Annotated in this window: 17 protein-coding genes and 4 pseudogenes; 7 read left to right on the top strand and 14 right to left on the bottom strand. The window is 70.3% G+C overall.

Annotation, left to right across the window (positions count from 1 at the left end; all coding sequences use genetic code 11):
* Positions 1–90: 90 nt before the first annotated feature.
* Positions 91–1578, top strand: coding sequence for a DMT family transporter (locus tag ACIGYR_RS03955; protein ID WP_399602694.1), 1488 nt, complete (start codon positions 91–93; stop codon positions 1576–1578).
* Here ACIGYR_RS03955 and ACIGYR_RS03950 read toward each other — a convergent pair.
* Complete coding sequence (locus ACIGYR_RS03950; protein ID WP_399602692.1) at positions 1568–2749, bottom strand: transglycosylase family protein; 1182 nt, start codon at positions 2747–2749, stop codon at positions 1568–1570. The two genes, ACIGYR_RS03955 and ACIGYR_RS03950, sit on opposite strands and share 11 nt — an antisense overlap.
* Positions 2750–3019: 270 nt before the next feature.
* Here ACIGYR_RS03950 and gndA point away from each other — a divergent pair, with 270 nt between their 5' ends.
* The gene (gene gndA, locus ACIGYR_RS03945) at positions 3020–4459 is read left to right on the top strand and encodes an NADP-dependent phosphogluconate dehydrogenase (RefSeq protein WP_399602689.1); all 1440 of its coding nucleotides are present in this window, start codon (positions 3020–3022) and stop codon (positions 4457–4459) included.
* Positions 4460–5123: 664 nt separating this feature from the next.
* Here gndA and panD read toward each other — a convergent pair.
* Positions 5124–5543, bottom strand: a complete 420-nt coding sequence (gene panD, locus ACIGYR_RS03940) for an aspartate 1-decarboxylase (RefSeq protein ID WP_399602687.1) — start codon at positions 5541–5543, stop codon at positions 5124–5126.
* Positions 5544–5987: 444 nt separating this feature from the next.
* Between panD and ACIGYR_RS03935 the strand changes: the two genes are divergently transcribed.
* On the top strand, positions 5988–6812 hold the full coding sequence (locus tag ACIGYR_RS03935; RefSeq protein ID WP_399602684.1) for an alpha/beta fold hydrolase: 825 nt from the start codon (positions 5988–5990) through the stop codon (positions 6810–6812).
* Between the two features lie 109 nt (positions 6813–6921).
* Here ACIGYR_RS03935 and ACIGYR_RS03930 read toward each other — a convergent pair.
* Positions 6922–7194, bottom strand: a pseudogene (locus tag ACIGYR_RS03930) (IS5/IS1182 family transposase); the annotation flags it as partial.
* A gap of 385 nt (positions 7195–7579) precedes the next feature.
* A pseudogene (locus tag ACIGYR_RS03925) lies at positions 7580–7780 on the bottom strand (GNAT family N-acetyltransferase); the annotation flags it as partial.
* Between the two features lie 274 nt (positions 7781–8054).
* On the opposite strand from ACIGYR_RS03925, the gene ACIGYR_RS03920 reads away from it, so the two are divergent.
* Positions 8055–8921 (top strand): alpha/beta fold hydrolase, encoded by an 867-nt coding sequence (locus tag ACIGYR_RS03920; RefSeq protein ID WP_399602681.1) that lies wholly within the window; start codon positions 8055–8057, stop codon positions 8919–8921.
* Positions 8922–9647: 726 nt separating this feature from the next.
* Here ACIGYR_RS03920 and ACIGYR_RS03915 read toward each other — a convergent pair.
* Entirely contained in the window at positions 9648–11726 is a 2079-nt protein-coding gene (locus ACIGYR_RS03915; RefSeq protein WP_399602678.1) for a SpoIIE family protein phosphatase, read from the bottom strand.
* 754 nt (positions 11727–12480) lie between these two features.
* On the opposite strand from ACIGYR_RS03915, the pseudogene ACIGYR_RS03910 reads away from it, so the two are divergent.
* Together ACIGYR_RS03910 and ACIGYR_RS03905 are read left to right on the top strand one after the other, a co-directional pair.
* Positions 12481–12693 (top strand): annotated as a pseudogene (locus ACIGYR_RS03910) (ABC transporter ATP-binding protein); the annotation flags it as partial.
* 115 nt (positions 12694–12808) lie between these two features.
* A complete protein-coding gene (locus ACIGYR_RS03905; RefSeq protein ID WP_399602676.1) occupies positions 12809–12973 on the top strand; it encodes a hypothetical protein in 165 nt (54 codons plus the stop codon).
* Positions 12974–13085: 112 nt separating this feature from the next.
* Here ACIGYR_RS03905 and ACIGYR_RS03900 read toward each other — a convergent pair whose 3' ends face one another.
* The 9 genes and pseudogenes from ACIGYR_RS03900 to dnaK form a co-directional block, all read right to left on the bottom strand.
* The gene (locus tag ACIGYR_RS03900) at positions 13086–13610 is read right to left on the bottom strand and encodes a tyrosine-type recombinase/integrase (RefSeq protein WP_399602674.1); all 525 of its coding nucleotides are present in this window, start codon (positions 13608–13610) and stop codon (positions 13086–13088) included.
* A gap of 303 nt (positions 13611–13913) precedes the next feature.
* A pseudogene (locus ACIGYR_RS03895) lies at positions 13914–15690 on the bottom strand (FAD-dependent oxidoreductase).
* Entirely contained in the window at positions 15690–15953 is a 264-nt protein-coding gene (locus tag ACIGYR_RS03890) for a UBP-type zinc finger domain-containing protein (RefSeq protein WP_399602671.1), read from the bottom strand. The pseudogene ACIGYR_RS03895 and the gene ACIGYR_RS03890 overlap by 1 nt, the downstream one beginning before the upstream one ends.
* Before the next feature lie 5 nt (positions 15954–15958).
* On the bottom strand, positions 15959–16405 hold the full coding sequence (gene trxA, locus ACIGYR_RS03885; protein WP_399602668.1) for a thioredoxin: 447 nt from the start codon (positions 16403–16405) through the stop codon (positions 15959–15961).
* Positions 16402–19041 carry an ATP-dependent chaperone ClpB gene (clpB, locus tag ACIGYR_RS03880; protein WP_399602665.1) on the bottom strand — a complete coding sequence of 880 codons (2640 nt, stop codon included), beginning with the start codon at positions 19039–19041 and terminating at the stop codon, positions 16402–16404. Before clpB ends, trxA begins: the two co-directional genes overlap by 4 nt.
* Positions 19032–19439: a chaperone modulator CbpM gene (locus ACIGYR_RS03875; RefSeq protein WP_399602662.1), complete on the bottom strand. Its 408-nt coding sequence runs from the start codon at positions 19437–19439 to the stop codon at positions 19032–19034. The genes clpB and ACIGYR_RS03875 overlap by 10 nt, the downstream gene beginning before the upstream one ends.
* Entirely contained in the window at positions 19436–20389 is a 954-nt protein-coding gene (locus ACIGYR_RS03870; RefSeq protein ID WP_399602659.1) for a DnaJ C-terminal domain-containing protein, read from the bottom strand. Before ACIGYR_RS03870 ends, ACIGYR_RS03875 begins: the two co-directional genes overlap by 4 nt.
* 6 nt (positions 20390–20395) lie before the next feature.
* Positions 20396–21004: a nucleotide exchange factor GrpE gene (locus tag ACIGYR_RS03865; RefSeq protein WP_399602656.1), complete on the bottom strand. Its 609-nt coding sequence runs from the start codon at positions 21002–21004 to the stop codon at positions 20396–20398.
* An 8-nt stretch (positions 21005–21012) separates the two neighbouring features.
* Positions 21013–22911, bottom strand: coding sequence for a molecular chaperone DnaK (gene dnaK / locus ACIGYR_RS03860; RefSeq protein ID WP_399602653.1), 1899 nt, complete (start codon positions 22909–22911; stop codon positions 21013–21015).
* Positions 22912–23187: 276 nt separating this feature from the next.
* Between dnaK and ACIGYR_RS03855 the strand changes: the two genes are divergently transcribed.
* Complete coding sequence (locus ACIGYR_RS03855; RefSeq protein WP_399602650.1) at positions 23188–24969, top strand: PucR family transcriptional regulator; 1782 nt, start codon at positions 23188–23190, stop codon at positions 24967–24969.
* The last annotated feature ends 18 nt before the right edge of the window (positions 24970–24987 follow it).

The following is a 24987-nucleotide window of genomic DNA, read 5'->3' as shown; positions in this document are numbered from 1 at the left end:
ACGGCCTCCGACGGGCAGAGTGTTGACCATGGAAGCCGACCGTACGCCGCGCCGGGCCCAGGACGCCCGCCGCACGCAGAGGAGACACCGATGAGCGCCCTGGCGTTGTCCGTGCTCCTGTCGGTCGTCTCCGCCCTCGCCTACGCGGGCGGAGCGATCGCGCAGGAGCAGGTCGCGGTGTCCTCCCCCGACAGCGCGTATCTGCCGCTGCGCCGGCCGGGCTGGTGGGGCGCGCTGTCGCTCAACGGGCTCGGCGGCGTGCTGCACGTCGTGGCACTGGCCTGCGGGCCGCTCAGTCTGGTCCAGCCGCTCGGCGCGCTGACCATCGTCTTCGCGCTGCCCATGGCGGCGTTGTGCGTCGGCCGCCGGGCCGGCGCGACCGCCTGGCGCGGCGCACTCATGGCCACGGCGGGCCTCGCCGGTCTGCTGTCCCTGGTCGGCTCCTCCTCCGGGCACTCCCTCGCCCCGGCGCAGCGGGTGGCGGTGGCACTGGTCACCGGCGGGGCGGTGGTGGCGCTGATGCTCGCGGGGCTGGCCGTGCACCGGCATCCGGCGGTGCGCAGCGTGCTGCTGGCCACCGCCTCCGGCATCGCGTTCGGCATGTCGTCGGTGTTCACCAAGACGGTGGCCGTGGACTGGTCCCACGGTCTCGGTCTGGGCGAGCTGCCCTCCCTCGCGGTGATCGGCCTGTTCACGATCGCCGGCGTCCTGCTGTCGCAGGCCTCCTACCGCGGCGGCGGTCTCGCCGCCCCGCTCGCCACGGCGACGGTGGTCAATCCCATGCTGGCCGCCGCGGTCGGCATCCTGATGTTCGGCGAGACGTTCCGCTACGGCACCACCGGAACCGTGCTCGCCCTCGGGTGCGGCGTCGTGGCGGCGGGCGGACTGATCATGCTGACGACGGAGCGGCTGGAGCGCACGACGGCACCGGCCGCCGCCACACCGGCCTCGGCGGCTGCCACCCCCGCCTCGGCGGCTGTCTCGGCGGAGGTGGCGCCCGGCGTCGCGTCGGCGACCGTTCCGGCGCAGGCCGCCGCGGAGCACGCCGCTCCGGGCGGGGCTGTTCCGGCCGGGGCTGTTCTCGCCGGGGCAGTTCCCGCCGGGGCAGTTCCCGCCGGGGCTGTTCCGGCCGGGGCAGTTCCGGCCGGGGCAGTTCCGGCGGTCGGCGAGGCGTCTTCGGCCGCTTCCGCGCCGGCGGTCCTGTCGTCGGCCGTCAGTTCCTCGGCGCACGATGCGACGGCCACCACGGCCGCGTCGGCGCGTGCCGCCACCGAGCCGCGCCTCGCTGTGCCGCGCCAGCGTGGTGCCGGACCCGGCGAGGCGGAGCTGGGGCTCGTCGGACCCGGCGAGGCGGAGCCGGCCGGGTTCGTCGGGACCGGCGCCGGGTCGTACGAGCCGGCCCCGCACGGGGTGCTCGTGCCGGACCCTGCCGGGAACGGAGCGGACGCCGACACCGACACCGACACCGGCGCACGGTCGGCCGACCGTGCGCTCCCCGCGTCGTACGCGCTGCTGTCCGCGAGCATTTTCGCGCCGCTGCCGGTCCTCGACCGGCAGCGTACCCGCGTCAGATCCTGACGCCGCCGGCCCGGAGATAGGCGAGCGGGTCGATGTCCGAGCCGAAGCCGGGCCCCGTTCGCACCTCGAAGTGCAGATGCGGGCCCGTGACGTTTCCGGTGGAGCCGGAGCGGCCGATGCGCTGACCCGCCGTGACGCTCTGGCCGTTGCGCACGGAGATGGCGGACAGGTGGGCGTACTGGGTGTAGCGGCCGTCGGAGTGCCGGAGCACCACCTGGTAGCCGTACGATCCGCCCCAGCCCGCGGCCACCACCCGCCCGGCCGCCACCGACTGCACGGAGGTGCCGGTCCGCACGAGGAAGTCGACGCCGGTGTGGTAGCCCTTCGACCAGTGCGAGCCCGCCACGTGGTAGCCGGTGCCGATGGAGGCGGTCACCGGGGCGACGATCGTGTGCCGGGTCGGGGCCGGGGTGTGGTGCGGTGTGTGGTGCGGTGTGTGGTGCTCCGAAGGCGCCTTCTTCTTCGGGGACTTGGGGGGCGCGGCCGGGGTGTGGGTGCCGCTCATGCCGAGCCGCTGCCCCGGGACGATCAGATCGGGATCGGCGCCGATCGTGGCACGGTTGCCCGCGTACAGGGCGCGCCAGCCGCCCGGCACATGGTGTTCACCGGCGATGCCGGAGAGGGTGTCCCCGTGCACCACGGTGTACATCTCGGCCCGGCCGGCGCGGGACTGCGGCGTGGTCTGCGGCTGCACGTCCTTGACGGAAGTGGGCTTCCGGGTACCGGATTTCGCGGTGCCGGTGTGCGTCGGACGGGTGGCCGCGGAGTCGGTGTGCACGTCGGGGCCACCCCCGCCCCGGGTCAGTCCGGCCCGCACCGAGCACACGGGCCAGGCGCCCGGTCCCTGCCCGTCCAGGACCTTCTCGGCGACGGCGATCTGCTCGGCCCGGCCGGCCAGATCGGCGCGCGGCGCATAGCGGGAGCCGCCGTACGCCTCCCAGGTGGACTGGGTGAACTGCAGTCCGCCGTAGAAGCCGTTGCCGGTGTTGATGCTCCAGTTGCCGCTGGACTCGCAGGCGGCGACCTTGTTCCAGGTGGCCACGTCGGCGGCGTTCGCGGTGCCGGCGGCGACCAGCGGTATCGCGAGACCGGCGCCGCTCGCCGTGACGGTGAGTGAGGCGCGGTTGATCCTGTTCGGCTGGTACCGGCGGTGCCGGCCGCGTACGGCCATGTCCGAAATCCCCTCGGCATGCGTCAGGAGCGGCAAAAGTAAGCGCCACGAACAGGCCATGACAAGACAGCAACCGGCCTCTCGCTCCCGTCAAGTGGCCGTAAACGGCCCCTGCTTGAGCCGAGCGGCCGACGGCTGAGGCAGAAGGCGGCCGCGCTGCGTACACATGCGTGGCGGGTCGGATGTGCGCTCGCCGTAGCGGCACGTCAGGATGGGCAAGGACCCGTACTGACGGAGCCGTAGTCTCGAGGCAACCAGGGAGCAGGCGGTATGAGCACTTCAGCGCAGATCGGTGTCACGGGCCTCGCGGTCATGGGCCGCAATCTCGCCCGGAACTTCGCCCGCAACGGCTACACGGTCGCCGTGCACAACCGTACGGTCTCGCGGACGAAAGCCCTGGTGGAGGAGTTCGGGCAGGAGGGCGACTTCATCGCGGCCGAGACCGCCGAGGAGTTCGTGGCGGCGCTGGAGCGCCCGCGCCGCCTGGTCATCATGGTCAAGGCGGGCGAACCGACCGACGCGGTGATCCAGGAGTTCGCCCCGCTGCTGGAGCCCGGCGACATGATCATCGACGGTGGCAACGCGCACTTCGCGGACACCCGGCGCCGGGAGCGGGAGCTGCGCGAGCGGGGCGTCCACTTCGTCGGCACGGGCATCTCCGGCGGCGAGGAGGGCGCGCTGCACGGCCCGAGCATCATGCCCGGTGGTTCGAAGGAGTCGTACGAGTCGCTGGGCCCGATGCTGGAGAAGATCTCCGCGAAGGCGGCGGACGGCGCCCCCTGCGTCACGCACTGCGGTCCCGACGGCGCCGGGCACTTCGTGAAGATGGTCCACAACGGCATCGAGTACGCCGACATGCAGCTGATCGGCGAGGCGTACCAGCTGCTGCGCGACGTCGCCGGGTACACGCCGGCGCAGATCGCGGACATCTTCCGCACCTGGAACACCGGCCGGCTGGACTCCTACCTTATCGAGATCACCGCCGAGGTGCTGTCCCACGTGGACGCGGCCACCGGCAAGCCGTTCGTGGACGTGGTGGTGGACCAGGCCGAGCAGAAGGGCACCGGCCGCTGGACCGTCCAGATCGCGCTGGACCTGGGCGTCCCGGTGTCCGGCATCGCCGAGGCGGTCTTCGCCCGCTCCCTGTCCGGTCACGCGGCACTGCGCGAGGCGTCGCACGGGCTCGCCGGGCCGAAGCCGTCGCCGCTGAGCGAGTCGGAGGCGGCGGCCTTCGCGGACCGGGTGGAGCAGGCGCTGTACGCGTCCAAGATCGTGTCGTACACGCAGGGCTTCCACGAGCTCGCGGCGGGCAGCGAGGAGTACGGCTGGGACATCGACCTGGGGGCCGTCTCCGCGATCTGGCGCGGGGGCTGCATCATCCGGGCGGCCTTCCTCGACCGCATCCGCGCGGCGTACGACGCCCGGGCCGACCTGCCGAGCCTGTTGTCGGACGAGACGTTCGCGCGGGAGATCGCCGCCGCGCAGGACGACTGGCGGGAGGTCCTGGTGGCGGCGGTACGGCAGGGGGTGCCGACGCCCGGATTCGCGGCGGCGCTGGCGTACTACGACGCGCTGCGGGCGGAGCGGTTGCCGGCGGCGCTCACACAGGGGCAGCGGGACTTCTTCGGGGCGCACACGTACCGGCGGGTGGACCGGGACGGTTCGTTCCACACGCTGTGGGGTGGAGACCGCAGCGAGGTCTCGGCGTAGGGGCTTGGTGCAGAGGGGAGGTGCGGGAGCGTCGTGGCTGAGCGCGCCGTCCCCCGCGCCCCTTGCGGGGCGCCGGGGCCGGCCGGCGGTCACCGCGGAACCCTGATGCCGATCGCCCACCGATGCGACCGGTGCGGGTGTGCACGCGCGCGGGCGGGGCGTGGCTTGTCGCGCCGTCCCGACGCCCCTCTGAAGGGCGGGCGCTTCGCGTCCTGATCTTCAGCTGAGGGGTGGACCCGGCTCCGGATTCGGTACGGGTTCCGGGCCCGGGGGGATCGGGGACGGTGACGGTTCCGGTGGGCCCGGCGCCGGTGGGGCCGGAGGCGGGGTCGGATCGGGGCCCGGTGCGGGCGGGGTCGGCTGCGGGGCCGGCTCCGGAGAGGGGACCGGGCTGGGATAGGGGTCCGGCGGGGTCGGGCCCGGACCGGGCTGCGGGCCGGGCGGGACGGGGTCGGGGTACGGGTTCGTCATGATGTCCTCCGGGCTGTCACGGGGCGTCGCCTCTGGACTACTCCCCCGCCTACCCGACGGCCGCACGGCCACTCACCCGACGGCATCACCGAACGCATCCGGGCGGGTGCCCGGCCGCACACCCGCAGCCGACTCCTCAGCGCCGGGCCGGGCCGGGACACGCACGCTCCTGGTCCTGATGCCGGTCCGCCGGTCAGGCCCCTACGGCCTGCGGGCTGCGCTGCTGGTCCGAGCCGGGCACCGGCTCGGACGGGTCGGCGCCGAGGGACACAATCCTGTTGTCGGCGTCGACGTGCACGACCCGGGGCCGCAGCTCGCGCGCCTCCGCGTCGGCGACCTGGGCGTAGCTGATGATGATCACCAGATCGCCGGGATGGACGAGGTGGGCGGCCGCCCCGTTGATCCCCACGACTCCGGAGCCGCGTTCACCTTCGATGACGTACGTCTCCAGACGTGCGCCGTTCGTGATGTCGACGATGTGGACCAGCTCACCGGGCAGCAGGTCGGCGGCGTCGAGGAGGTCGGCGTCGATGGTCACCGAGCCCACATAGTGCAGGTCGGCCTGGGTGACCGTGGCGCGATGGATCTTGGACTTGAACATGGTACGCAACATCGGGGCACTCCCACAAGTAGGCTCCCTGCCTGCGTTTTTGCAGGTCAAGGGCTGTTTCGACACCCTACAACGAGTCGCATGTCCGGGCAGCTTTCCCTGGGTTTTTCAGGACTCATGCTGACCACTTGCTGACTTTTCTGACACACCGTCAGGTGACTGGACGAGGGTTGCGCGCGCTCCCCTGCCCCCCACCGCGACGACGGCACAAGCCTACGCAGCACCCTCTCAGGGGCATCCGTGATGACCGTCACTCGGGCGGCCTGGGGGGGAGTCAGAGGCGGCGGTGCTCGACCGGGACCCGGACCACGCGCCGCCCTAGGTCAGCCGGCCCGAGCGCCTCCATACCGCCTCGCGGTGCAGGCGGCCAAGGTCCGTCAAAGAGTTGGGTTAGGCGATCGCACGGCACCGCGGTCTATACAGACGTCCTACACAAACGTCTTGTACATGCGTATAGACGTCGGCTACGGTGAACTCATGAACACCGACAACGCCAAGCGTTCCGCGCTCACCATCGACGGCCGCACCCTGTCCTACGTGGACTTCGGCGGTCCCGGCCGCCCGCTGCTCGCCCTGCACGGGCACATGTCCGAGGGCATGTCGTACGCCGATCTCGCCGCCCGCCTCGCCCCGGACTGGCGGGTCATCGCGCCCGACCAACGCGGCCACGGCGACTCCGGCCGGGCGGCCGACTACAGTCGGGAGGGCTACCTCGCCGATCTGGAAGCCCTCATGGACCACCTGGGACTGGACCGCGCGGCCCTCCTCGGCCACTCGCTCGGCGCGATCAACGCCTACCAGTTCGCCGCCCGCCATCCCGAGCGCGTGACCGCGCTGGTCAACGGCGAGGGCTGTGCCGAGCTCGGCCTGGACGGCAGCAACCCGCTGGCGTTCGTGCTGAACCTTCCGGAGGGCACCCGCCCCAGCCGGCAGGCGTTCGTGGCGCAACTGGGCCCGTTCGCCCCCGTCCTCGAATCCGCCGTTCGCGAGCGGCCGGACGGAACGTGGGGCCTGCACTTCCACCCCAAGGACATCTACGAATCCGAGGACCAGGTCCACGGCGACCACTGGGCAGACTGGACCAGCTCCACCTGCCCGGCACTGCTGATACGCGGCGCCGAAGGCGGTGTGCTGTCGGCGGAGCAGGCAGCGCAGATGGCCGCTCGGCGGCCCGGCACCCGTCTCGTCGAACTGAGGACGGACCACTTCCTGTACGCCAACGACCCGGTCGGCTTCGCGGACGCGGTCCGGGACTTCCTGGCCTCGGCATAGCCATGGCCCGCGGCCTTTCCGGCCCCCGCCGATGGATCACGATGCGGCCTTCTTGAGGCGCCTCCAGCAGATGAGGCCGCAGGCCAGTGAGATGAAAGTGTCGTGGAGTTCAAGGCGCCTCTCCCAGCGCACAGCAAGGCGTTTGAACTGGTGAAGCAGGGCGCTCCCCGACGTAGCGCAGCTTGCCCAGGCCCTTGATGTTCGGGGCACCCTTGCGGGAGATCACCGGCAGGATCCGGCGATGTCGTAGCGCACCTCGTACCGCCTTCGAGTCGTAGGCCTTGTCGCCCAGGATGGCCTCAAGGCGTTTACGCGGATGGCCCCGGCCGGCCACCGACGGAATGCCGTCGACCAGGGCGAGGGTCCGGGTGACGTCGTTGACGTTCGCGTCGGTCGATCAGCGCCCACAAGTCGTCGTCCACGATCCACGGGCGAGTCGTCACACCCTGTCAAACCTTCGGATCGTCAACAGTCACGTCCGACCAGGGCACTTCAATCAAAATCCTGTTACGAGCTCAAAGGTCAGTCGAGAGTGAACCGCTCGATCAGGCTGCTTCCCACAGCCCGGCGTCCAGGATGCGGGCTGCCTTGGTGACGCTCCCCGGCAGTTGTCGCCGCCGGCGCAGGAGGCTCTCCGGTTGCGGGCGGTGACCGCGTTGGTGGCGGGCCGGACTCGCGAGGATGTCGCGGCGGTGTTCCAGGTGCCACTCAAGGCGGTGGGCAACTTGGTGGGCGAAGTGGCTGGTAGGCGGGCGCGAGGCGACGGTACGAAACTCGAATTCGGGACGGGTACCACGGCAGGCTGGCGGGTTGGCGAACGCGGTCGCGGTCCGCACCGCACCGCACCAACGCCGTGTAGAAGTCCTCGACGGGAACATGCGACACGACCTTGAGACGGTCGATCCGGCGACACGGGCCTCGGACTTCATGTGCGCGACGAGCAGCCGTCCAACACCCCGTCCTTCCGCCCGCCACACCTCTCACAGAAGCGGTTACACCGACTGCCGTACCGAGTTCACCCGATTGCACTGGGTGAACTGGCTCGGTGCCACGGACACGTGAAGCTGATAGCGGTACAGGCTGACGGAAGGCGAGAACAGAATGAGTGCGGTCCATGGCATACGACGCTACAGACGGCGTCTCCACGGTGCGGCAGCTGGATTCGCCGTCGCCGTCCTGTGCGCGGTTCCGGCGGCACCGGCTTCAGCGGATGGCGGGGCAGGCGACGTCAAGCCCACCATCGTGCTGGTACACGGTGCCTTCGCCGACGGGTCCAGCTGGAACGGGGTGATCACGCGCCTGCAGCAGGCGGGGTATCCGGTCATCGCTCCGGCGAACCCGCTGCGTGGACTGGCCAGCGACGCCGAGTACATCCACAGCGTGCTGAAGAGCGTGCACGGACCCATCGTGCTCGTCGGTCACTCCTACGGCGGCGCCGTGATCAGCGAAGCTGCTGTCGGTGACGCCCAGGTCAAGGCGTTGGTCTACGTCGCCGCCTTCGCCCCCGCGGAGGGGGAGAGTTCTCTGGAGCTGTCCAACAAGTTCTCTGGGAGCACTCTCGGCCCCACCCTCAGGAACGTGCCCTTCTCCCTTACCGGCGGGGGCACCGGCACCGACCAGTACATCAAGGCCGACAAGTTCCACGACCAGTTCGCCGCCGACGTGCCCAGGTCAGTCACCGACCTGATGGCCGCCACCCAGCGTCCCGTGGCCGCCTCGGCTTTGCAAGAGAAGGCCACCAAGGCCGCCTGGAAGACAATCCCCTCCTGGACTCTGATCACGACCCAGGACCGCAATATCCCGCCGACCTCGCAACGCTTTATGGCCCAGCGCGCCCATGCGCACACCGTCGAGGTCAAAGCGTCTCACGCCGTCGCGGTGTCCCAGCCGGGCGCGGTCACCCGCCTGATCGAGAAGGCATCCCAGACCGCTGGCACCACGACGACCGCGACCGATCCTTCCGGCACGACCCTCGCGAACACCGGCTCTGGGCGGCAGACCACGCACGCCATCACCCTCGGCAGCGTAGCCGCTGTGTCGGTGGCCGCAGGTTCGGTCTTCGTCCTTCTCGGTCGCCGGTGGCGACCGGAAGCGAACAGCGGTCGCTGAGGCTTGCCCCGCAACCGCAGTGCAGACATGCAGCTCGCCGCATCCGCCACCTCGAGAGCGGCATTTTTCGTCGGTTCCTCAGAGATCCTCCACTCTCACCGACCGAGACGATCGGCTGCAGTGGGGTGACGTGCTTGACGACGCCTCGCTCGCATGTCCGGGCTCTGAAAGGGGGCTCACACCGGACCTTCGCCGGTTGACTGCGGCCGCCGGGTACCAAGCACCATCTAATGGTGAGCTACGGGGCTGGTGAGATCCGAAGCACCACCGGGTTCGGAGCCCTTTGATGAGGCGGGGTCACCAGCCCCGCGTCAACAGCAGCGGTACGTATGCGATCGAGTCGAGGATGTTCGTGGTCTGAGCACCTCGCGAGGACACGCACTGGCGGGGAACCTCGGGCTGGTGCCTGTTCGGGCAGGTCTGGAATGCCGCGCTACGAGATGGTCACTGGTCGGCGGCCACCTCAGCGAGGAGCCGCCGCCGCTGCGCACACTGCGTTCGGACGCCTCAGTGGAGCTGGAGAGGTTCGTCAGCCCTCTTCGGACCCCGCACAGCGGTCGGCCGGTGGCGAGGTCTGGGACGCCCTCAAAGAGATCAACGACCATCATTCCGGTGAGCCGCAGCCCAGCTGGAGTTGCCCTGATACCCGGTCCGCTTGTGTTGCACACCTGAAGCCTGTGCTGCCGACGGCTGGACTCGCCGTCGGTTCAGGCGCGTGAAACCTCCCTATGATTGGTCAGCCTGTGCTCGGGCGATGAGCAGGGCGACGTCGTCCTCCCCGCCGGGCGGCCGCAGGATCTCCAGGATGCGGTTGCAGGTGTCATCCAGGTCGTGCCCACGGGTCGCGGTCAGGGTGTCGAGAAGGGTGTCCAGGCGGGCGTCGATGGGTTCGCTGCGGGTTTCGACCAGGCCGTCGGTGTAGAGGACCAGTTCGTCGCCGGGGCGGAAGGGGATGGTGGTGGCCTCGAAGGGGACCCCGCCCACGCCCAGCGGTGCGCCGGTGGGCAGGTCCAGCAGGTGCGCCGCGTGGCCGGCTGGCATGAGAGCGGGGGGCAGGTGGCCGGCGAGGCAGATCTGGCACGTGCCCTGGTGAGGGTCGTAGACGCAGTAGATGCAGGTGGTGATGGTCTGCTCGACGCCCTCGGTCAGGTGATCGAGGTGACGAAGGGCCTCTGCGGGGGCTAGGCCGAGTTCAGCGAAGGCGCGGGCGGTACTGCGGAGTTGGCCCATGGTGGCGGCGGCGTTGATGCCACTGCCCATGACGTCCCCGACGACCAGGGCGGTTTTGTCCCCCTGCAGAGGTATGGCGTCATACCAGTCACCGCCGATCTCGCTCGTGACCCCGGCGGGCTGGTAGCGGCAGGCAACGTCTAGGCCCGGCAAGTGCGATGGAGGCTCAGGGAGCAGGCTGCGCTGGAGGGTGAGGGCCGCGTGGCGCTGGGCCTGGTATCCGCGGGCGTTGTCGATGCAGACCGCGGCTCGGGCGGCCAACTCCGAGGCGAAGGCGGCGTCGTCGTCATCGAAAGGCGCGGAGTTCCGGGTGCGTTTGAGGTCGAGGGCGCCGAGGACTTCGCCCCGGGCCACGAGTGGTACGGCCAGGTAGGAGTGCACGCCGGCCGCCGCAAGGAGGGAGGCTGCCTCACCATGGCGGGCGATGTGATCCAGATCCCGACGAGTGGTGCGGGGCACCAGGACCGGTTGGCGGGTGCGTACGCATCGGGAGATGAGGCGGTCGTCGTCGTAGACAGCGAGTTCCCCGGGTGGATCGGCCGCACGGACCGCCTCGGTGCGATGGGCCGCGCGGACGGCAAGGGCACGGAACCGGGCAGGGCCCGTCTGTGGCGCCGTGCGGCCCTGAAGGGCGCTGTCGAGTACGTCCACGGCGGCCACGTCAGCCAGGAGGGGTACGACGAGGTCGGCGAGCTCGCGCGCTGTGGTCTCCAGGTCGAGGGTGCTACCCACGCAGGCAGAGGCTCTGGCGATCAGTGCCAGTCGTTGCCGGGCTTGTGCGGCCTCGATGGCGGCTCGGTGACGCTCGGTGACGTCGATGACGGAGTACGCCAGGCCCAGCACCCGTCCACTTGAATCCTCCAGCCGGTAGTACGAGACGGACCAGGCATGCTCATGGTCCGGGTCGGAGGGCGGACGGCAGACGATGTGCCGGTCCACGACCGACTCGCCCGTCTCCAGGACACGGCGCAGACGGGCCTCGGGATTCGTGTCCAGGTAGCTCAGGGCCTCGCCGACCGGCCGGCCGAGACGCTCGGCGGCGGACTGGCCGGTGATGCGTTCGAGAGCAGGGTTCACGGCCAGGTACCGCAGGTCCGGATCAAGAATGGCCAGCCCGACCGGGGACTGGGACACCAGCCGCATGGCCAGGGCGGCATCTCGCTCGACCCGCTCCACAGCGGCCTGATCCGCGGCAAGGCCCAGGGCGTAGACGTCACCGAGGTCGTCCAGCAGCCGCATGTTGCGGAACTCCACCAGACGGGTGCTGCCGTCCTTGTGCCGGATCGGGAAGGCCCCTGCCCAGTCGGTGCCGGATTCCATGACGTCGGCGAGCAGCTTGATCACCGCGTCCCGGTGCTCCTCGTGGACCGTCAACCCAGCCGCGTGCTGGCCCAACGCCTCCGCCGCGGTGTAGCCGAACAGTTCCTCGGCCTTCCGGCTCCAGAAGACCACCTGGCCCTGCGCATTCAGCACCACCGCGGCGACGCTGAGCAGATCGAGCAGGCCACTGGGTGGCGCAGCAGGACCCGTCAGTGACCGGCCGTCGTCCGCTCGGGAGGAGTCCGTCGTGCCCATGTCTCGTTTCCCTTCCCGCTCGGCGCCTTGGCTTGTGCCGTACCGGCGGGCGTTCTGCCTTCATCCATGGTCGGCCCAGACCGAGGAAGAACACACCCCGACTGAATGCGAGCCTGCTCGGGATCGGCGCCCAGCCCTTCACAGCAGCTGGCGCCATAGCCAGACCGTGCTACGCGATGAAGGCATGTCGCGGGCGAACAGCCTGGGTGATCGGGTGGATCCATGGGGCCTGCAAAGGGATAATTCAAGCGATAACCGTTCCGGTTTCGCTATGGCGCAGGGGCCGGTCCGCGAGGGGGCGGTTCTGCCAGCGGGGCACGGCATCCCAGTAATTCCGGCACGCAAGCCCTGCCTCCCGTCAGGACAACGTCAGCTGGATGAACTCCGATATCGATGCCCGCGACAACGCCTTCGACAGTAGGCGACGAGCAGCTGGACAGACCATGGACGGCACCGAGGCCAGCACGTCGCTCTCCCTTCGAGGCCACGGCCACCGGAGGGCCGAGTGGACCACGCCCGTGATCAGTCTGCGAGACGCCGCACTGGCCTACGGCGACCGTGCGCTGCGGAGCGGTCTGGACTTGGCGGTGCGCCCGGAGAGTTCCTCGCGGTTCTGGGCCCGAACGGATCCGGCAAAACCAGCTGCTGCGCGTGATCCTGGGCCGACAGCAGCTCACCGCGGGGTCCGTCACAGTCCTCGGCCGGGCGCCGCGGCACGGCACGGCACGGCACGGCACGGCACGGCAGCAGAAACATCGGCTACATCCCCCAGCCGGAGTCCCTTCCCGTCCACACCATGCTCCGCGCCCGCGACCTGGTACAGCTCGGGATCGACGGGCATCGCTGGGGGCCGTCGCTCACTCCGCGGGCGATCCGCCGCTGTGTCGATGAGGCCCTGGCCTCGGTCGGAGCGACGCACTTCGCGGACCTACCGATGGGCACGCTCTCCGGCGGTGAGCAACAGCGCATCCGCGTCGCTCAGGCGCTCGCCACGGACCCACGGATCCTGCTCTGCGACGAGCCGCTTCTCTCCTTGGATCTGCCGTACGGATCTGCAGTACCGGCGCACGGTCGTCGAGCTGGTGGACCGACGCCGTCGCACCGACGGCACGGCCGTCATCTTCGTGACACACGAGATCAATTCCGTGCTGGGGCCGGTGGACCGGGTTCTGTATCTGGCACCGGGCGGATTCCTGATCGGGGCACCGGACGAGGTGATGACCACGCCCGCCCTCTCCCGGCTGTAAGGGACGCAGATCGACGTCGTCCGCGTCTGGGGCCGCACATGATCGCGGAGGCCAGGACCTCGTCGGCCGAGGAGGCACCGCCGCCTTCCGCTGTCGGCGTCGAGGCACACGATCACGGACACGAGCACTGATCATGCCGAGGTGGTCGTACGGTCTGTGGCGACGGGCCGCGCTTCGTCTGACCGTTCCTTGGGTACGGGCACGTGCGGGCAGCGCCGGGCTGGTCGATGAGCGGCTGATGGGCATCCACGGATTCAGGGCACTGGGGATCTTCCCCCGCACCGGAAGCGTGGTCATCTGGACGGCACCCGATCTGATGGACGTCGACCGCCTGGATGGTGCCGCTGCAGCCCAAACCGGAGGGCAGCCCCGACAGGCTTCGCTGCGGCCTCAGGCCGCGTCCCACAGGCCGGCGTCCAGGATGCGGGCCGCCTTGGTGATGCTCCCCGGCATCAGATGCCGGTAGGTGGCGATACGTCTCCTCGATCGACTTGTGGCCCATCCATTCAGCCACGTCGGTGATCGGTATCCCGTTCCCGAGCGCGTTCGAGGCGAAGTAGTGCCGGAAGCCGTACATGCCGACACCGTCCTCTGCAGGCAGGTCCTTGAAGAGCTTCTGCACACGACGGCGTTCCATCGGCTCCGTGTAGTAGCCGCTCGGACCGCGCAGCAGATTCCGCGACCGAGACAAGGAATAATGTGCAGCACGTTGATGGAGCTGTCCACGTGCCATCCCGTCGAGTACTCCGTCATCTTGCGCTGACGAGGACGCCACTGCTTCGCGTATTCCACGATCGTCTGCTGACCGAGTTCGCGGCGAACCTCAGCGACTGGCGAAGGTCTTGCCGGGTTCGCCCCAGCCACCGCGGTGGCGCCGGACGGGCACGGCCATCGCAATCGCCTCCTTCTTCCTTCTCGTGATCTCATCGTCCGCCATTCGTCATGCGAGCCATGCGGACTCCTTGTGACGTATGCGTGGGGAGACGTCCGAGTGGCCCGCGACAGCGGACGTGCCCGTGGTGCCGGGTACGGCCGAGTGCCCCAGGTGCCGGTGCACGAAGTGGATGGCCATCGCGCCCTCACCGGCCGCGGAGGCCACCCGCTTCACCGAGCCGCTGCGGACGTCCCCTACCGCGAAGACCCCGGGCAGGCTGGTCTCCAGGGTCATGCACGAGCGCCCGCGGCCGTGCCACACCTCGGGGTGGGCGCAGGCTTCCTGGGCCTCCGGCCCGGTGAGGACGAAGCCGCGGGAGTCGAGGGCGACGATGCCGGCGAGCCACTCGGTGTGGGGGGCGGCGCCGGTGAAGACGAACAGGCTTCGTACCGCGAGTCGGCGGTGCCCGCCCGTGCGGTTGTCGACCACGTCGAGCTCCTCCAGCACTTCCTGGCCGATGACCTCGGTGACCTCGGTGTGCAGCATGACCTCCACCCGCGGATGGCGCTCGACCTGGTCGACCAGGTAGCGGGACATGTTGGCCTCAAGGCCGGCTCCTCGGACCAACAGGTGCACCTTCGGCGCGTACCCGGCGAGGAACAGCACTGCCTGCCCCGCCGAGTTGCCTCCGCCGACGACGGCGACCGGGTCGGTGCACGCTCGTTCCCTCCAGGCGTTCGATGCCGGGCACCTGGAGCCGGCGGTAGCGGGCACCCATGGCCAGGACGACGGCGCGGGCGGCGATCTCGGTGCCGTCGGCGAACGCCACCACGTAGTGGTCCTCGTCCTTGGGATGGAGACCGGCCGCCTCCAGCGGAAGGCTGATCCTGGCGCCGAACTTGTCGGCCTGGAGCACTGCGCGTTCGGTGAGTTCGGCGCCGGAGATGCCGGAGGGGAAGCCGAGCAGATTCTCAATGCGGGACGACGTGCCGGCCTGGCCACCCGTGGCCATCGCCTCCACCACCGTGGTGCTCAGGCCCTCGGAGGCGGCGTACACCGCGGCAGCGAGGCCGGCGGGTCCGGAGCCTACGATGAGGACGTCGCCGTGACGGTTTCCGGCAGGCAGTGACGGCAGGCCGATGAGCCGGGCCAGTTCCGCGTTGCTGGGGTTGCGCAACAGGGTGGTGTCCCGCCAGATGACGAGTGGTGTCTCCGCCGGGCCGACGCCGAAGCGGCGCAACAGCTCCTCCGCCTCCTCGTCGGTCTCCAGGTCGATCCAGCGGTGCGGCAGCCGGTTGCGGACGGCGAACTCGCGCAGCCGTCTGGTGTCGGGCGAGTAGCGCGAGCCGATGATGCGGAAGCCGGCGCCCTGTCCAACGAGCAGCGCGCGACGGCACAGACAGGCGCGCAGCACGACGTCCCCGATGGCGGAGTCCTGGGACACCAGGTGGCGCAACTGGTCCAAGGAGACGACGAGGGCCTCGCCCGGCTCCCTGGCGACAGCGGTGTAGAAGGCCACTTGTTCGTGCAGCAGGCCGAGTTCGCCGATGAAGCGACCGGGACCGTGCACGCGCAGCACGTGCTCCTCCGGAGTGCCGTAGTCCTCGACGACGGCGACGGTACCGCTGAGGACGACGAAGAACGTCTCGCAGCGCTCCCCCTCCCGGATCAGCACGTCGTTCGGAGCCATGTTCCGGCGTTGCCCGTGCTTCGCAAGACGTGCTGTCTGGTCCTCCGTAAGGCGCGGATACGCGCCGTGGATGTCCGGGGTCTCCCAGAGGGCGGCCTCGTCCGTTTTCTCCGGCACCGGTTCCTCGCCCGGCAGCGACTGGTCGCCGGACATCAGACGAACGCCTCGTGGACGTAGCACCAGCGCCATTCCTCGCCGGGCTGGAAGGACTGCACGATCGGATGGACGACGGCAGCCGCGTGCTTGCGCGCGTGCTTGTTCGGCGAGGAGTCGCAGCAGCCGACGTGCCCGCAGGTCAGGCAGAGCCTCAGGTGGACCCACGGGGAGCCGAGCAACAGACACTCCTGACACCCTTCTGGGGTCAGCGGCTGGACCGGCCGGACAAGCGCGAGGTGGGGGTCTGCGTGCAGGGTCATCCGGATCACCCTTTCCGGGCGGTGATCGACTGTTCCACCCACTGGCGCAGAGCGGGGGCGGGCGCCGCCCCTGCCTGCCGGGCGACCGTCTCGCCCTGGTGGAGGATCAGCAGGGTCGGTACGGCCTGAACCTCGAAACGTTGCGACAGCCGCGGGTTCTTGTCGACGTCGACCTTGACGAGTTTGATTCGGCCGGCGAGATCGGTGGCGACCTTCTCCAGTGCGGGGCTGACCATGCGGCACGGGCCGCACCAGGTGGCCCACAGGTCGACCACGACGGGGACGTCGGCCCGCTCGGCGACCTCGGAGAAGTCGGCGTCGCCCGCGTCCACCATCCACGGTAGGGGCTGCTTGCAGTGGCCGCACTTGGGGCGGCCCTCCGCGGCCACGGGCACCCGGTTGGTGCGCCCGCAGTTCGGACAATTGACGGTTGTCGCCTGCGTCGTGCTCATGCCGCCCGCGCTCCCTTCACGTCCGCGGGCTGGTCGTAGGTGACCACCAGCTCTCCATGTTCGGCGTCGACGCGGACCGTCGCGCCGTCCTGGACGTCGCCGCGCAGCAGGGCGCGTCCGACCAGTGTCTCGACCTCGTGGGAGATGTAGCGGCGCAGTGGCCGGGCCCCGTACACCGGGTCGTAGCCCTGGTGGGCGATCACTTCTCGGGCAGTGTCGGTGAGTTCGACGGTGATGCGGCGTTCGGCGAGCCGCTGGCGCAGTTCGTCGAACTGCAGCTCCACGATCCGCTCGATCTGCCGCTCGCCGAGCGGTTTGAACAGCACGATGTCGTCGACGCGGTTGAGAAACTCCGGGCGGAAGTGCCCGCGCAGCTCGCCCATCACCAGGGCCCGGGCGTCGGGCTTGATCTCACCTTCGGCGGTGGCGCCGTCGAGGAGGTGCTCGGAGCCGATGTTGGACGTCATGATGATCACGGTGTTGCGGAAGTCGACGGTGCGGCCCTGCGCATCGGTGATGCGGCCGTCGTCGAGGATCTGCAGCAGGGTGTTGAAGACATCGGTGTGCGCCTTCTCGATCTCGTCGAACAGCACGACCGAGTACGGCTTGCGGCGTACGGCCTCGGTGAGCTGGCCGCCTTCCTCGTAGCCGATGTATCCGGGCGGTGCGCCCATGAGCCGGCTGACGGTGTGCCGTTCCTGGTACTCACTCATGTCGAGGCGGACCATGTTCTCCTCGGAGTCGAACAGGGCCCGGGCGAGGGTCTTGGCCAGCTCGGTCTTCCCGACGCCGGTGGGGCCGAGGAAGATGAACGAGCCGATGGGGCGGCGAGGGTCGCGGATGCCCGAACGGGCGCGGATGATGGCGTCGGCGACGAGCTTGACGGCCTCGTCCTGGCCGATGACGCGCTCGCGCAGGATCTCGTCGAGGCGCAGCAGTTTCTCGCGCTCGCCCTCCTGGAGGCGGGCAACGGGGACGCCGGTCCAGGCGGCGACGATCTCGGCGATCTCCTCCTCGGTGACGACCTCGCGCAGCAGCCGGTTCTGCCCCTGTTTGGCGGCCAGTTGTTCCTCCTCGGCCTTCAGCCGGCGCTCCAGGTCCTGGAGGCGGCCGTAGCGGAGTTCGGCGGCGCGGCTGAGGTCGTAGGCGCGTTCGGCCTCCTCTGCCTCGTGACGGACCTGCTCCAGTTCCTGGCGCAGTTCCCGCACGCGGCGAATCGCCTGCCGTTCGGCCTCCCACTGGGCGCGTTTGGCGTCGGCCTCGCCGCGCAGGTCGGCCAACTCCCTGCGCAGCTCCTCCAGGCGGGCTCTGCTGGCGGGGTCGGTCTCCTTGGACAGGGCCGCCTCCTCGATCTCCAGGCGGGTGACGCGGCGGGTGATCTCGTCCAGTTCGGCGGGCATCGAGTCGATCTCCGTGCGCAGCCGGGCGCACGCCTCGTCGACGAGGTCGATGGCCTTGTCGGGCAGGAACCGGTCGGTGATGTAGCGGTGGCTGAGGGTGACCGCGGAGACCAGCGCGGTGTCCTGGATCTTCACACCGTGGAAGACCTCCAGGCGTTCACGCAGTCCGCGCAGGATGGAGATGGTGTCCTCCACGCTCGGCTCGTCGACCAGGACCTGCTGGAAGCGGCGTTCCAGGGCGGCGTCCTTCTCGATGTGCTTGCGGTACTCGTCGAGGGTGGTGGCGCCGATCATGTGCAGTTCGCCGCGGGCGAGCATCGGCTTGAGCATGTTGCCCGCGTCCATGGCCCCTTCGGCGGCGCCTGCTCCTACGACGGTGTGGAGTTCGTCGACGAAGAGCAGGATGCGCCCCTGGGCGGCCTTCACCTCGGACAGCACGGCCTTGAGGCGTTCCTCGAACTCGCCGCGGTACTTCGCGCCGGCGACCAGGGAGCCCATGTCGAGAGCGAACACCGTCTTGTCGCGCAGACCCTCGGGGACATCGCCGCGGACGATGCGCTGGGCCAGGCCCTCGACGATGGCGGTCTTGCCGACGCCGGGGTCGCCGATGAGGACGGGGTTGTTCTTGGTCTTGCGGCTGAGGATCTGGGTGACGCGGCGGATCTCCGCGTCACGGCCGATGACGGGGTCCAGCCGCCCGGACCGAGCCTCCAGGACCAGGTCGCGGCCGTACTTCTCCAGCGCCTCGTAGGCCACTTCGGGGTTGGCGGAGGTGACGCGCTGGTTGCCGCGGACCTGGGTGAGCGCGCTCAGGAACGAGTCCCTGGTGATGCCGGCCTGTTTGAGCAGTCGCCCGGCGGCGGTCGAAGAGCTCTCCTCGGCCAGGGCGAGCAGGAGGTGCTCCACGGACACGTACTCGTCCTTCAGGCGTTTGGCCTCCCGCTCGGCGGCGTCCAGCAGGCGGGACAGGCGCTGGGTGACGAAGACCTGGCCGGGTGCCGCGCCGGGGCCGGTGACCTTCGGGCGTCGGGAGAGTTCCTCGCGCACGGCCGCGCGCAGTTCCTTCGGATCGGTGCCGGCCTGTTGCAGCAGCCGCGGGATCAGACCGTCCTCCTGATCGAGAAGTGCGAGCAGCAGGTGTTCCCCGTCGACCTCGGTGTGTCCCATGCCGACGGCCGCGGTCTGGGCCTCCTGGAGGGCTTCCTGCGACCTCTGGGTGAGACGGTTCATGTCCATGGGGGTGTTTCACTCCTCGTGCCGCGGCCGCGCAGGGCGGCTTCGAGCAGGCTGATGCGGTCGAGCAGGTCGAGCACCAGGCCGATGGATGCGTAGTTGAGGCAGAGTCCGGTGCGGAGCCGCTGGATGCGGGCAAGGACTGCCGGAGCCGTGGGGTCGAACACCAGCCGCCCTGCGCCGTCGCGTTCGGCATCCACCAGGCCGAGGGCGACGAACCGGCGGATCAGATCGGGGTGGAGGCCCGAGCGACGGGCCACGGCGTCGAGGGAGAGCCTGGGGGCGGGCACGAGCGCGTACCGGACAGTCGTCGAGGCGGTGAGGTCGGCGCCCGTCCGCACCGGACGGGCGCCGACGCCGGCCCGGCCGATGCCTGCCGCTCCCGCGGGTCGGTCGTTCATCGCGTCCTCCTGGGGTCGAACGAGGAGGTGGCGGCCAGCTCCTCGAACAGTTCGCGCTCCCGGTCGCCGAGGACGGGAGGCACCATGATGCGGAGTTCGGCGTACAGGTCGCCGTTCGCGCCCCGCGGGTTCGGCATGCCCTCGCCCCGCAGCCGCAGCCGCCGGCCGCTGGACGAGCCCGCGGGCACCGTGACCTTGGCCGTGCCGCCACCGGGCGTGGGCACCGGCACGGTCGCGCCCAGGGCCGCCTCCCACGGGGCGACCGGGACCTGGACGTGCACGTCACGGCCGTCCAGCCGGAACCGAGGGTCGGGCCGGACACGCACCCGCAGGTACAGGTCGCCCGCGGCGGCGTCACCACTGCCCCGGCCGCCCTCACCCGCCAGCCGGATGCGCTGCCCGTCGGTGACGCCCGGCGGCACGTCGACCTCGTACCGCCGCGGCTGCCCGGTGGGACCGGCGAGCGTGACGGTACGGCGGCCGCCTCGGTACGCCTCCTCGACAGCGAGCGGCAGTTCGGCCTCCTGGTCCGCCCCGGGGACACCGCCTCGGGCGGCGCCGGCTCCGAACATGGAGCCGAGCAGGTCCTCGATGTCGATGCCCTCCGCGCCGAAGTCGTCGCCGAAGCCGGTGGCGTACCGGACACGAGGACCGCCCCCGCCCGCGGTCCTCCGACTGCGGAAGCCGCCGCCCGCTCCCGCCGCGACCCGTTCGTCGAAGTCTTCGGGGATCTTGCGGAAGTCCTCGCCGAAGCGGTCGTAGCGGTCCCGGGTCTTGGGATCGGACAGGACGCTGTGTGCCTCGTTGAGGTCCTTGAAACGCTCCTCCGCCCCGGGGTCCTTGTTGACGTCGGGGTGGTACCTGCGGGCGAGTTTGCGGTACGCCTGCTGGATCTCGTCCTGGCTCGCGGTCCGCGACACGCCCAGCACCTCGTAGTAGTCCCGTGCCATGACCGGTCACTCCCGCTTCGCGACGGTCACCGCGGCCGGCCTGAGCTGCCTCTCGCCGTCCCCGTAGCCGGGGCGCAGCACCTCAACGACCGTGCCCGGCGGGGCGTCGGCGTCATGGACGACGCCGACCACCTCGTGCCGGGCCGGGTCGAAGGCGACGCCGGTCTCCGCGTGGCGCGGGTAGCCGAGCAGTTCCAGGACGTTCACCGCCTGGTCGCGTACGGCGCGGACGCCCTCCACGATCGCGCCCGGATCGGCGCCGGCATGGGTCAGGGCGAGTTCGAGGTTGTCGAGGACGGGCAGGAAGGCGGCCGCCGTGCGGGACCGCTCGACCGCCCGTTCCCGCTCCAGTTCCCTGGCGTGACGCTTGCGAAGGTTGTCGAGGTCGGCGAGTGCGCGCCGCCAGCGGTCCTCCAGTTCCTGGATCGCGGTCGTGTACTCGTCCTCGGCACGCGCGGGGCCGGCGGCGTCGGGTCCCGGTTCGCCGTTGGCCGTTCCGGACCGGGGCGGGCCCGGTTGGGGCAGATCCCCGCGCGGAGGGCGTCCGGCGCCTTCCGGGACCGGTGCAACCGGATCCGACGCTGCCCGGTCGGGTTCCTGGGAGTGGGTGGGCATGGCGCGCCTCAGCCCTTGTCGAACTCGGCGTCGATGACATCGTCGTCACCGCCACCATCGCCGGCGGGACCACCGGTGGCGGCATCCTGGTGGGGACCGCCCGTGGCAGCGGCGCCCTGATGGGCCGCCAGCCCGGCGAGCACCTGCTGGAGTTCGGAGGTCAGGGGCCGCACACGCTCCACGCCCGCCTCTTCCTTGACCGTCGCCCGGGCGTCGGACACGAGCATCTCGGCACGTGCCTTCTCGTGCGCCGGCGCTGCGTCGCCCAGTTCGGCGAGGCGCTTCTCGACCTGGTACGCGATGGCGTCGAGTTCGTTTCGGGCGTCGACGGCCTCGCGGAGTGCCTGGTCCTGGCCCTGGTTGCGCTCGGCCTCCTGGACCATGCGTTCGACCTCACTGCGGTCCAGGTTGGAGCTCTCGCTGATGGTGATGCCCTGCTCCTTGCCGGTGTCCCGGTCGCGGGCCTTGACGTTGAGGATGCCGTTGGCGTCGATGTCGAAGGTGACCTCGATCTGTGGTTCGCCCCGCGGCGCCGGCCGGATGTCGGTGAGCTGGAACCGGCCCAGCACCCGGTTGTCGGCGGCCCGCTCGCGCTCGCCCTGGAGGACCACCACATCGACGGCCGGCTGGTTGTCCTCGGCGGTGGAGAAGGTCTCGCTGCGGCGCACCGGGATGGTGGTGTTCCGCTCGACGATCTTCGTCATCACTCCGCCGCGCGTCTCCACGCCCAGCGACAAGGGTGTGACGTCGAGCAGCAGGACGTCCTTGACCTCGCCCTTGAGCACCCCGGCCTGGATCGCGGCGCCCAGGGCCACGACCTCGTCGGGGTTGACGCTCATGTTGGGTTCCTTGCCGCCGGTCAGTCGGCGGACCAGGGACTGGACCGCCGGGATACGCGTGGAACCGCCCACGAGGATGACCTCGTCGATGTCGCTCTCGCCGACCTTGGCGTCGGCCATCGCCTGCTGGACCGGTCCCAGGCAGCGCTCCACCAGGTCGCCGGTGATCTGCTCGAACGTGGACCGCATGACCGAGTCGGTGAGGTGCTTGGGGCCCGAGGCGTCGGCGGTGATGAACGGCAGGCTGACCTGCGTCTGCGTCACCGAACTGAGCTCGGTCTTGGCCTTCTCCGCCGCCTCGAACAGTCGTTGCAGCGCCTGCGGATCCTTGCGCAGGTCGATGCCGTTCTCCTTCTGGAAGTCGTCCGCCAGGTAGTCCACCAGACGCCGGTCGAAGTCGTCGCCGCCCAGGTGGCTGTCACCGGCGGTGGAACGCACCTCCACCACGCCGTCGCCGACGTCGAGGATGCTCACGTCGAAGGTGCCGCCGCCCAGGTCGAAGACGAGGACGGTCTCGTGCTCCTTCTTGTCCATGCCGTACGCGAGGGCGGCCGCCGTCGGCTCGTTGATGATCCGCAGCACCTCCAGTCCCGCGATCCGTCCGGCGTCCTTGGTGGCGGTGCGCTGAGCGTCGTTGAAGTAGGCGGGCACCGTGATGACCGCCTCCGTGACCCGCTCCCCGAGCTGCTTGGAGGCGTCGTCGGCGAGTTTGCGCAGCACCTGTGCGCTGATCTCCTCAGGCGCGTACAGCTTGTCGCGCACCTTGAAGCGGGCCGCCCCGCCGTCGCCTTCGACGACGTCGTACGCGACCGCCCTGGCCTCGTCGGAGATTTCGTCGAAGTGCCGGCCGATGAACCGCTTGGCCGAGTAGATGGTGCCCTTGGGGTTGAGGATCGCCTGGCGCCGGGCCAGCTGGCCCACCAGACGTTCCCCGGTGTCGGTGAAGGCCACCACGGACGGTGTCGTGCGGTTGCCCTCGCTGTTGGGCACGACGGACGGCTCGCCGCCCTCCCATACGGCGATCACCGAGTTGGTGGTGCCCAGGTCGATGCCCACTGCCTTGGCCATGAGGAACTCCTCCCGGTGCAGCGCCTGCGTCGACTCTCCGGATCACGTTCGCTCAGGTGGAGGTGGGACTCCGCCGGTTTCCCACCAGTGCGCACGGAGGGTCTCGAGCACTCCCCAGGGTGACGAACCGGGTGGCTCCACGCCTGCGCCTGCCGAGTCAGGAGTGCACGGGTCCCCTCGCCCCGCGAGGACGAGAGAAAGACCCGCACGTCTCGGGTAGGCCGGCCCGGAGCGGGTAGGCGAAAGCCGCTTCCCTCCGAAAGACGAAGTGATCGCATGGTCGGCAGCCGGGCGTACAGCCCGTACCACCGCTACTCCGACAGGAAGGGCAGCCTTCCGCGGGGCAGCGCCAGGCGGCACCCCTGGGCCGCGCGCAGAGGGCCCCGCCTGCCCGCCCGCAGCCGAGCCGACCGTGCCCTCCACGAAGTGGTCGCGCTCTCCCGCGCCCTGTTCGACACCCCGGACGAAGGCGAGATCCTGCGGCTGGCCATGGACCACATAGCCGCCGCGGGGCCGTACCGCGCCGAGGCCGGATATCTCAAGGTGGGCGGCGACCTGGTCCCCAGCCCGATGAACGGGCAGATGCATGCCTCGGCCGTGGGCCGGAGGGTGCGGGAGCTGGCCGGGCAGGACGGCCCTGTGACCGTGCCCGGCAGGCCCTGGGGCCGGGCCCTGGGGCTACGCGGACTTGAGGGACTCCACGGCTACCTCGTGGTGACGTCCCGCTCCCGGCCCACCGAAGCCCAGCGATCCCTGCTCGCCACGCTCGTCCGGCACACCGCTGCTGCACTGTCAGTCGCCTTCGCACACCGCCTCCAACGCGAGGACGCACTGGAGCTGCACCGGCTGAGGGACGACCGCACAGCCCTCCAGCGGCAGCTGATCCGCGTCATGGCTGAGGTGGGGTACCAGCGGGCCATCCACGCGCTCATGGCCGACGTCGCTGCCTCGGCCGGCAGCGAGGAAGCCATCACCCGCGCACTGCACAGGTTCACTGGACTGCCCGCACTGATCGAGGACCGCTTCGGTCGGCTGAGGTCCTGGACCGGCCCCAGCCGCCCCGACCCCTATCCCGAACCGGACCCCGTGCGCCAGGACGAAATGCTGCACGTCGTCGCCCGGGAGGTCGGGCCGGTGCGGATAAAGGACCGGCTGATCACCCTGGTCCGCCCACACGGCGAGATCCTGGGCGTGCTGGCCCTGGTCGATGTCCGGGGCGAGGCGGACGAGCACACCGTTTTCGCGATGGAACACGCCGCCGCGTCGCTCGCCCTGGAGCTGGCGCACCTGCGCAATCTGGCGGAAGTGGAGCTCAGGCTGCACCGCGAGCTGGTCGACGACCTCCTGGCAGGAACGGAAGAGGCGAGTGCCTACGCCCGCTCCGAGGCGGTCGGACACGACCTGCACCGCAGCCACTACATCGTCGTGGTGCAGTGGTCGAACCGGACTGCGGACGATTCCTTCGCGCAGACCGTGGGCCGGGCGGCCTCTGCCGTGGGCATGCGCTCGCTGCTGACCCGACGTTCCGACCACGTGGTCCTGGTCGCTGACGACAGGCCGCACGCCCGCGCGTTGCACGAGGCGCTCGCCCGGGAGACCGGGACACGGTCCGGGACGATCGGGGTGAGCGCCCTTTGCGACTCCCTGGGCGACATCCCTCACCGCTACCAGGAGGCGCTGCGCGCCCTGGAAGTGCGCCGCCACTCCCGCGAGCGCTACGGCACGACGTTCTTCGACGAGCTCGGCCTCTACCGCATCCTGGGACCTGGCAACGATTACCGGGAACTGGAGACGTTCGTCCACGAGTGGCTCGGACAGCTGATCGACTACGACTCCCGGCACCACACGGCCATGGTGGAGACCCTGTCCCGGTACTTCGACTGCGGCGGCAACTACGACGAGACCGCGGAATCCCTCGCGATCCACCGCAGCACGCTGCGCTACCGGCTCCAGCGCATTCGCGACATCAGCGGCAACGACCTCGCGAACGTCGAGGACCGGCTGAACCTCCAGGTGGCGACCCGGGTGTGGAAGATCGTGCTGGGCGGACCCGGCTGATGCCTAGCGGTGTCAGTA

The organism is Streptomyces sp. NPDC053076 (assembly GCF_044546845.1).
Lineage (GTDB): Bacteria > Actinomycetota > Actinomycetes > Streptomycetales > Streptomycetaceae > Streptomyces.
This window is presented reverse-complemented; position numbering and strand designations above follow the sequence as displayed.